Below are 8,501 nucleotides of genomic sequence, written 5' to 3'. Positions count from 1 at the left end.
GGCTACGATGATCCGGCTTTTTAGGCTGTCGGTTTTCAGGATGGCATCAAGGTTGGTATAGGTTACCTGCCCTTTGTAATAAAAATCAAAAGTGTTTGATAAAACAGTAGCACTTACTTTTTGCTGCGGATAGTTATCGTTAAGATATTCGGCAGCCGAAAGATCCCCGCGGTAATCAACAATAGTTGGATAGGCTACGCTCACCAGGTAAGCATTTACCAATATAGATACAGCACAGGTAAACAAAAATACGGGCTGGTAAACTTGTGTTTGCTTTTTATATATGTAGATGGTTAAGCCTGTAAACCCTGCGATCAATAACACAAACAGTGGCCAGCATTCGGGCGCAAAGATGAAGTTAAGTGCGATAACAGCCACGAGCAAAAGGCCTGCAATAATGTATTGCGTGATCTTAAAAAACTTAAATTCAGCTCCTGCCTTTAATGAGCTAATAAAAACCGCGGTTATAATAGCGAAAAACGGGAACAGGATATTGGTATAAAACGGCAGCTGAAATTTAGAAAGCGAAAAGATCAGCAGCAGCAATACCCCGCCGGAAATACAAAGATATTCGGGCTGTGCTACACCCTTAACCATTTTCCTGATGGTGGAATAGAGTGAATAGAAAAGGATAATAGCCCAGGGCGCAAAGGCCCAAAGCAGGGTGTGCACAAAAAACAGCTTATCGCCGTGCGTGTTGGTGATATAGCCGTTATTGTTGAAACGCCCAAACTGGCTATCCCACAAAAACCAGTGGATCCCGGAAATTCCGGTGCGGCCAAAAACAACTTTTTCGGGGTGAAGATCAAACTGTGTGTATACCGAATAGATTTCGGGTAGAGTAAACACCACAACCAATATAAACGCAAGCAGCCATTTCCAGTGGAAAACGCCTTTAATATTCCCCTTAAATAAATAATCGCCAATAATTGACGCCCCAATCGGGATAAGCAGGTAGATGCCTTTGGTCATTACAGCACAGGCCGTAAATATTGATGCCAGCAGTACATCGACCATGCTGAACCGTTCTTTTACTTTGTAAAAATGATAAACAGCGCCCATGAGCAGGCCCATAATATAAGGTTCGGCACGTACATCGGTATTTGACATTACGCTGTGTTGCGCTGTAAGCAATATCAGAATAGCGATAATGGCTGTTTCATCGCCATAAAACTTTTTGGCAAGCTTATAAGTGTAAACTACCGCCATGAAAAAGAATAACAAGGCAGGTAGCTTATAGGCAATGGTATTTACTCCGAAAACTTTAAAGCTGATGGCGATGGCCCAGAAAGGAAAATGAGGTTTATCGAGCCAGTCGGCACCGTGATACATCAGATCGGTAAAATTATTACTGTGCGCCATGCTCCGGGCCAGGGCCGAATACAGGGCCGGATCATCAGTAAAAAATTTGATGCCGATGCCTGCCACGTTGAGCACGATAACCAATAGCAGCACTATGAAATAAGGCCGTTTTTGTGATGAAAAAATTGAAGCTGCTGAACTATCCACTAAAAATATTTATCCTCAAAAATAGCTGAATTTTAATTATTCCACGGCAGGTATTTGGGCTGATCATGATTGATGAGTTTGGGTTGTTCTGAATTTAGCGCTTGCCCATTTAAAACCCGTTCATATAGCTCCAGATAAGTAGCAGCCATTTTGCCGATGTTAAAATTATCGGCCGCATACTGATGACAGTATTGCTTGTTAAAGCTGTCAATATTTTTAAGTCCGGCGGCTAATTCAGATTTACTTGCCGAAAGCAAACCAATCTCTGCTGGTACCAGTTCGGGCAGCGAGCCGTAAGGAGTACCGAAAACCGGGCATCCAAAATAAAGGCTTTCAATAATGGCTATCCCGAACGGTTCATGCCACAGTACAGGGAAAAGCAAGGCCTTCGAACTGTTCATCACTACCGATTTTGCTTCATCCCCCACCATACCCTTAAAACGCACATTTAAATTGGGCGTAAAACGCAAACCCATTTTTAAGTTAAGCCGGGTACCGCCAAGTACTACCAATTTATTACCGCTCATGGTAGCTACATCAATAGCGCCTTTTACATTTTTAATCCGCCAGGCTGCTTTAGCAAGGAAGTGGGTATGCGTTCGTTTATTATTGAGATCTGGCTTTTGATAATCGGCTGTATCAATTGCATTATGTACAAACACTGTTGAGCCATGCCTGTCCGCGTGATTGGCCGATACAAATACCGAATTAAGATCCAATTGCGCCCCACCCGGGTTATTATGAACCGTAACTATATAAGGCTTTTTAGTAAAACCACTCACCTGGAATTGGAAATGTACTACATCAATATTATCGGGTACCTGCTGATCCAAATCTTTAGTTGGATCATAAGTCAACACCTTTCCGAACGGACAGCTTGATCCCTCACCTACCAGATAAGTGATTTTGTGACCAAGCCGGTTTAACTCGCGGCCAAGCCACCAGATAATGCGCTCGGTGCCGCCGTATTTAGTTGCCGGGATCGGGGTGTTGTTGACGATGAGGATGTTCATAGATATTGGGCAAAGGTAATAATCTACCTATTCTATTTTACAGTTTAATAAATTGCATTAATAGTTTTAAGAGATTAGTACATTCACTCTAAAATCCATTCCTGTCACAATGAAACTTAAGTTAACCTTTTTACTGATGGCTGTTGTCTGCTTTGCCCGGCCAGTTTCCGCCCAGAACCACATGGCCGATTTTAAGGCCCTTGTAGCCAAAGATGATACGGCCGCTGCATTTAAACTATTGCAAGGCTGGCAAAAAACCGGCACAAACGATCCCGACTTTTACATAGCCAGCTATAACTATTACGCAAAAAAGGGGTTAACAGAAATTCTGAGTCTTCAAAAAGATCAGCCCGCAGGTCAAAGTTTACAGCTGACCGATAGCACAGGCAAGGTTGCCGGTTATCTTGGCGGTGGTCAAACTTCCTATAATTTAACTTATTTGAATAAGGGATTTGAATATATTGATGCCGGCATAGCCAAATTTCCGGCACGACTGGACATGCGTTTCGGCAAAGTTTACCTGCTCGGCAGAATAGAAAACTATAAAGCGTTTGCCGAAGAAATTATCAAGGCCGTTAACTACGGACAAACTATTGGTTTCAAATGGATCTGGAGCGAGGGCAAACCGGTAGAAGATCCTGAAAATTATATGCTCAGCAATATCCAGACTTATGTTATACAATTATATAACGCCGGGAATCAAAACATGGACTCCATCCGTGATATTTCCCTTGCCATATTAAAATACAAACCTGATAATGTTGTCAGCCTCTCCGATTTATCCATTAGCTATCTTGCAAAAAAGGACTATGCTCATGCATTGGAAGCATTGTTGAAAGCCGAAAAACTGGCTTCTCACGACTATATAGTTTTAAATAACATTGCCTATTGTTACCAGTTACAGGGGAACAAGCCTGATGCCCTCAAATATTATCAGATGGTAAAACAATACGGCGACAGTGAAGCAAAAGTACAGGCAGATAAAAAAATAGCCGAGCTCAATAAGCAATAGTCAGTACCCTTCTCAATGCCTGTAACTCAAAACCTTTTGCCTCATACCTGGAAATAGCCCGCTTGTATTTTTAAGATCCTTTATTACTATATTACAACCTTAACCTTATCATCCCATGATTAGCAACTTCAATACACGGTTTAAACTTTTTGTTAGTGAATATGCAGGGGTTTTATTAGGCGCAGCTTACGGATTGGGGTTAAGGCTGGCATTTAACCTTCCCGGAAGTAATTTTAGTTTTACCGATCTCTTTTCAATAACATTTGTGTGGATAGTTCCTTTCGTGATAGGAATGGTTCCAATGTTTTTTGCATCCCAGAGCCAGTTGAGTAAGTCTGGTTATAGAATATTTACGCCCTGTTTAACGGTTCTTTTATTCTTTCTATTTTGTTTCACCTCCAGGGCTGAGGATTTTATATGCATATTGATCATATCGGCCCCTTTTCTATTAGCTGCTATGATTGGCGGTAGTATTATTGGCATCTTGCTACTAAAATATCGGCAAAATAAAAACACATTATATTCTGTTCTCCTCATTCCATTTATTTGCGGAATGATGGAGGAGCAATTCAAAATGCCCACAGGCATCTACCATGTTAATACGGTGACCATTATTAACGCTACTCCGCAAAATATATGGCAGCACGTGGTTCGGGTTGACCAGATCAACATCACTGAATATCACAAAGGCTTCTTTAATTATGCAGGCATCCCCCAGCCGTTATATGCTGAACTTAATAAAGACACCATCGGTGCCACAAGGATCGGACATTTTGAAGGAGGACTAAAGTTTATAGAAACAGTTAATCACTGGGAACGGAATAAAAAAGTTTCATTTGATATAGCTGTATTGCCATCAACTATCAGGAACACAGTATTCGACAAGCATATTTTGATGGGCAATCATTTCAAGTTTATTGATGCATCTTACACATTGAAAAAGATCAACAATAACCAAACAGAGCTCTGCCTGTCATCATCATACAGGCTGGATACCCGGATCAATCAATATGCTACACTTTGGGGGAATGCCTTATTATCTGATTTTCAAGAGCGGCTACTGATGGTTATCAAGTTAAGATGTGAACAAAAGGCTGACAATTAGGCCCCTCATTTCTTAAACCACTTCCTGCTCGCCACCAATAAGCCAAACTCTTCTGAGGGATATTTATCCGTTGATTTATGGTGGATCTTGTGCGCCCGGCGAATCCCGGCCAGGTAACGGTTATCACTTTTAAAAGCTTTAAAGCGGTTATGGATAAACCAATCGTGAAAAATGAAATAGACGATCCCGTAAATGCTTATCCCTGTACCTATCCAAAAGTGGTAGTCCAAACTCAAATGACCAACCCACATCAGCCATAAAGCAAAAGTCGCGAAGCCTATACTAAACAGGTCGTTCAATTCAAACCAGCCGTGCCTTTGCTGGTGATGGGTTTTGTGGATAAACCACAACGGCCCGTGGAAAAGGTATTTATGCATAGCCCAGGAGATGAGTTCCATGAACGCAATCGTCGATAGCACAATAACTATATATGCTAATATTTTCATATCATTTAGCGGCAATGTTCTGCACTATCAGGTTTTCCATTTTTAGGTTATTTTCATCTTCATGATCACCATATCCGGTCTTCTTGAAAATCAGCTTTCCTTTCTTATTGAAGATAATAACTGTTGGATATCCCCTAAAACCAAACTGCCTGTCAGGGCATTTGGTTTTATCATCAGGCGTGTATTTCGTTAATACTTTGCCGGTATAGATTTTCTCATTGCAACCGGGTATAAAGTAAACAGGTAGCTTAAAATCCTGCCGCTTACTAAAATCCTTATACATTCTAACAAAATTAGCTATCGATTTATCTTGTGAAATAAACCGCTTAACTATGCCGCTATCGGTTTGGCATAGTGTTATGAAGCAAAAGTTCTTATTGTCCTTGTACTTAGCGTAAAGTTTATGCAGCATACCCATTTCACGAAAACAAGGTGGACAGGGTACAAACCAACAATCAATGAACAACACTTTATTTTGGCCTAATTGCTTCAGCGTGGTATGTTTTCCGTTGATATCGTAAACTTCAATATCAGGTACCGATTTAATTTGTTTGGTTTGCGCATTAACCGTAAAGCCGAGCAAAATTAAAAATGCGGATAAGGAGTAGGTTATCACTTTCATAACAGAAGTATTTACCACTAACTTAAAACTAAAAAAGCGGCTATCAAATGATAACCGCTTTTAAATATTTCAAATTAAAAATTCGAAATCGAAAATCCCAATTCCGAAATTAAATATGTATCGCCCTGTTTTCGGTAGCTGCTAAACATGCTTCGCGCATGGCTTCAGTATACGTTGGGTGGGCGTGGCTCATGCGCGAAATATCTTCGGCACTTGCGCGGTACTCCATGGCAACAACAGCTTCGGCTATCATATCGGCAGCACGCGGACCAATCATGTGTACGCCTAAAATTTCGTCGGTAGTAGCATCAGCTAATACTTTTACGAAACCATCAAGGTCACCGCTGGCACGGGCACGACCACTTGCTTTGAATGGGAACGAACCTGTTTTGTATTTAACACCCGCTGCTTTCAATTGCTCTTCTGTTTGACCAACAGCGGCAACCTCAGGCCAGGTATAAACTACGCCCGGGATCAGGTTGTAGTCAATATGCGGTTTTTGGCCTGCAATAATTTCGGCAACCAGCGTACCCTCGTCTTCGGCTTTGTGGGCAAGCATAGCGCCTTTGATCACGTCGCCAATAGCATAAACACCTTTAACCTTAGTTTCAAGATGCTCGTCAACGGTGATTTTACGCCCACGTTCTTCAACGGTGATGCCTATGTTTTCCAAACCTAAACCATCGGTATAAGCAATACGGCCAACAGCTACCAGGCAGTAATCGCCTTTCAATTCTTTCTTTTCACCTTTAGGGGTATCAAAGCTAACGGTTACTTCCTTACCTTTTACAGCAGCTCCGGTAACTTTGTGGCCCAGGTAAAATTCCATACCCAGTTTGGTCAACACTTTCTGTAATTCGCGACCTAAGCCTTTATCCATAGTTGGGATAATGCCGTCCATAAATTCAATTACAGATACTTTAGCACCCAAACGGGCATAAACCGAACCCAGCTCCAAACCGATAACGCCACCACCAATCAATACCAGGTGTTTAGGCACTTCGCTCAGGGTTAAAGCCTCGGTTGAAGTGATAATGCGTTTTTTATCGATTGGCAAAAATGGCAGTGCCGAAGGTTTTGAACCTGTAGCAATGATCACATTTTTACCGCTGATCTCAGTAACAGTACCATCGCTCTTTTTAACAGTGATGGTATTTTTATCTTTAAATGATCCTACACCAAAATGGGTATCGATCTTGTTTTTCTTCATCAGGTAACTGATACCGCTGGTGTTGGCATCAACAACTTCCTGTTTGCGTTTGATCATCTGCCCAAAATCTATCGAAAGATCTTTCAGGTTAATGCCATGTGTTTTAAAAGCATGAGCGGCATTGTGGTAATGTTCAGACGAATCAAGCAGCGCCTTTGATGGGATACAGCCTACGTTAAGGCAGGTACCACCAAGGGTGTTATACTTTTCAACAATTGCGGTTTTTAAACCCAGCTGGGCACAGCGGATAGCGGCTACATAACCACCGGGGCCCGAACCTATAACTATAACATCATATTGCATAGTAGTGTGTATTTTATGGTGGGCAAAGTTAAGCGTAATTAGGTAATAATATATAGCTTATGAGTCAAAATAAAAGGATATCATCACTACCTTACCCGATAAGCCTTACAAAGCATAATATTGTAATTACCAGGCCCCCAACCCCAAGCAGTTTCATATAATATTTATCAATGTCAGTGCCGCCCTTATGCTCTATCTTACTTACATAACGGTACATGTGACCTTTAGCAACTGTAAAAGGAATAAATTCTCTATCATAGGTTCGCCAAAAAATCAATCTTATCACATGGTACAGCACAAAGAGAAGAAAAGGTTCAAATGCTTCGGACACCATATTTAGCATAAACAGCAAACTAAAAACCAACCATATAATGGAAAAATAAATGCTCCTGAACCGCAAGCCAAACGGAGTAGTAAGGATTATGAATGCAAAAAATGCAGATGTAACCAGCACCACTAAAAAAGACATCTTATCTTTTAAAAAATTAAAATATAATGAGAAAGAAACCAAAACCAAGTATACAAATAACCACAAAATATCGGTAGCACTTAAACGCCTGATCTCAAGATGGGCTTTAGTAAACTTGCGCATGGTCTTAGGATTTAAAGACGCAATATATAATATAATTAAAGGGCGTCAAAAGGTAGTCGCTACCATCCCTACCACATTTCTGTATAGACAGTTTAATCGTTTCCTGTTCCGTGCCTTTCCTGCTTCCCTTCCATATTCAATTTTATCCCAAACTAACAGCAATTTAACCTATTTGTAACAGAACCGTTGATAAATCGGTTTATCCTGAACTGTTTATTAAATTAGCCCAATTAACCCGACTGATCTCATGAAGAAAATCAACCTTTTTTTCGCGCTGGTATTGCTATGCACCGGCGTTAATGCTCAAAGCACTTATGTAAAGGAGCATTTCACCAAAAAAGATGTGTACATCACCATGCGCGATGGTGTAAAACTGTTTACATCCATTTATACCCCGAAAGACGCTTCATCACAAAACAAGTATCCGATGATGATGCAGCGTACCTGCTACAGCATTGCCCCATACGGCGAGGATAAATACCCGGCAAGACTCGGCCCATCTGAAATTATGATGAAAGAGGGCTATATCTTTATTTACCAGGACGTACGCGGCCGCTACAAAAGCGAAGGCACCTGGACCAACATGACCCCGGTTATCGACAACAAGAAAAGTAAAAAAGATGTCGACGAAGGTTCTGATACGTATGACACCATCGACTGGCTGGTTAAAAACGTACCGAACAACAACG

The 8,501-nt window shown here is 41.2% G+C and carries 9 protein-coding genes; 3 read left to right on the top strand and 6 right to left on the bottom strand.

The genetic code is table 11. The features are described 5' to 3' along the window. The coding region (locus VF500_RS30675) for an ArnT family glycosyltransferase (RefSeq protein WP_330863298.1) at positions 1–1,509 on the bottom strand (1,509 nt) is incomplete at its 3' end. A 32-nt stretch (positions 1,510–1,541) separates the two neighbouring features. Beyond that, positions 1,542–2,522 (bottom strand): glycosyltransferase, encoded by a 981-nt coding sequence (locus tag VF500_RS30670; RefSeq protein ID WP_330863297.1) that lies wholly within the window; start codon positions 2,520–2,522, stop codon positions 1,542–1,544. Between the two features lie 109 nt (positions 2,523–2,631). Here VF500_RS30670 and VF500_RS30665 point away from each other — a divergent pair, with 109 nt between their 5' ends. Next, positions 2,632–3,534: a hypothetical protein gene (locus VF500_RS30665; protein ID WP_330863296.1), complete on the top strand. Its 903-nt coding sequence runs from the start codon at positions 2,632–2,634 to the stop codon at positions 3,532–3,534. 553 nt (positions 3,535–4,087) lie between these two features. After that, entirely contained in the window at positions 4,088–4,639 is a 552-nt protein-coding gene (locus tag VF500_RS30660; RefSeq protein WP_330863295.1) for a hypothetical protein, read from the top strand. Between the two features lie 5 nt (positions 4,640–4,644). Here the strand turns inward: VF500_RS30660 and VF500_RS30655 are convergent, their stop codons facing one another. From VF500_RS30655 to VF500_RS30640, 4 genes are all read right to left on the bottom strand, one after another. Beyond that, positions 4,645–5,085 carry a sterol desaturase family protein gene (locus tag VF500_RS30655; protein ID WP_330863294.1) on the bottom strand — a complete coding sequence of 147 codons (441 nt, stop codon included), beginning with the start codon at positions 5,083–5,085 and terminating at the stop codon, positions 4,645–4,647. Position 5,086: 1 nt separating this feature from the next. Next, on the bottom strand, positions 5,087–5,707 hold the full coding sequence (locus VF500_RS30650; RefSeq protein ID WP_330863293.1) for a TlpA disulfide reductase family protein: 621 nt from the start codon (positions 5,705–5,707) through the stop codon (positions 5,087–5,089). 109 nt (positions 5,708–5,816) lie between these two features. Beyond that, complete coding sequence (lpdA, locus tag VF500_RS30645) at positions 5,817–7,220, bottom strand: dihydrolipoyl dehydrogenase (RefSeq protein WP_330863292.1); 1,404 nt, start codon at positions 7,218–7,220, stop codon at positions 5,817–5,819. Positions 7,221–7,311: 91 nt separating this feature from the next. Continuing rightward, positions 7,312–7,812, bottom strand: a complete 501-nt coding sequence (locus tag VF500_RS30640) for a hypothetical protein (protein ID WP_330863291.1) — start codon at positions 7,810–7,812, stop codon at positions 7,312–7,314. A gap of 247 nt (positions 7,813–8,059) precedes the next feature. Here VF500_RS30640 and VF500_RS30635 point away from each other — a divergent pair. After that, positions 8,060–8,501 (top strand): CocE/NonD family hydrolase (locus tag VF500_RS30635; protein WP_330863290.1); only part of this gene is annotated, 442 nt, incomplete at its 3' end.

It is taken from the genome of Mucilaginibacter sp. (assembly GCF_036383575.1).
Lineage (GTDB): Bacteria > Bacteroidota > Bacteroidia > Sphingobacteriales > Sphingobacteriaceae > Mucilaginibacter.
Note: the sequence above shows the minus strand (reverse complement) of the source record. Positions and strands in the feature narration are given on the sequence as shown.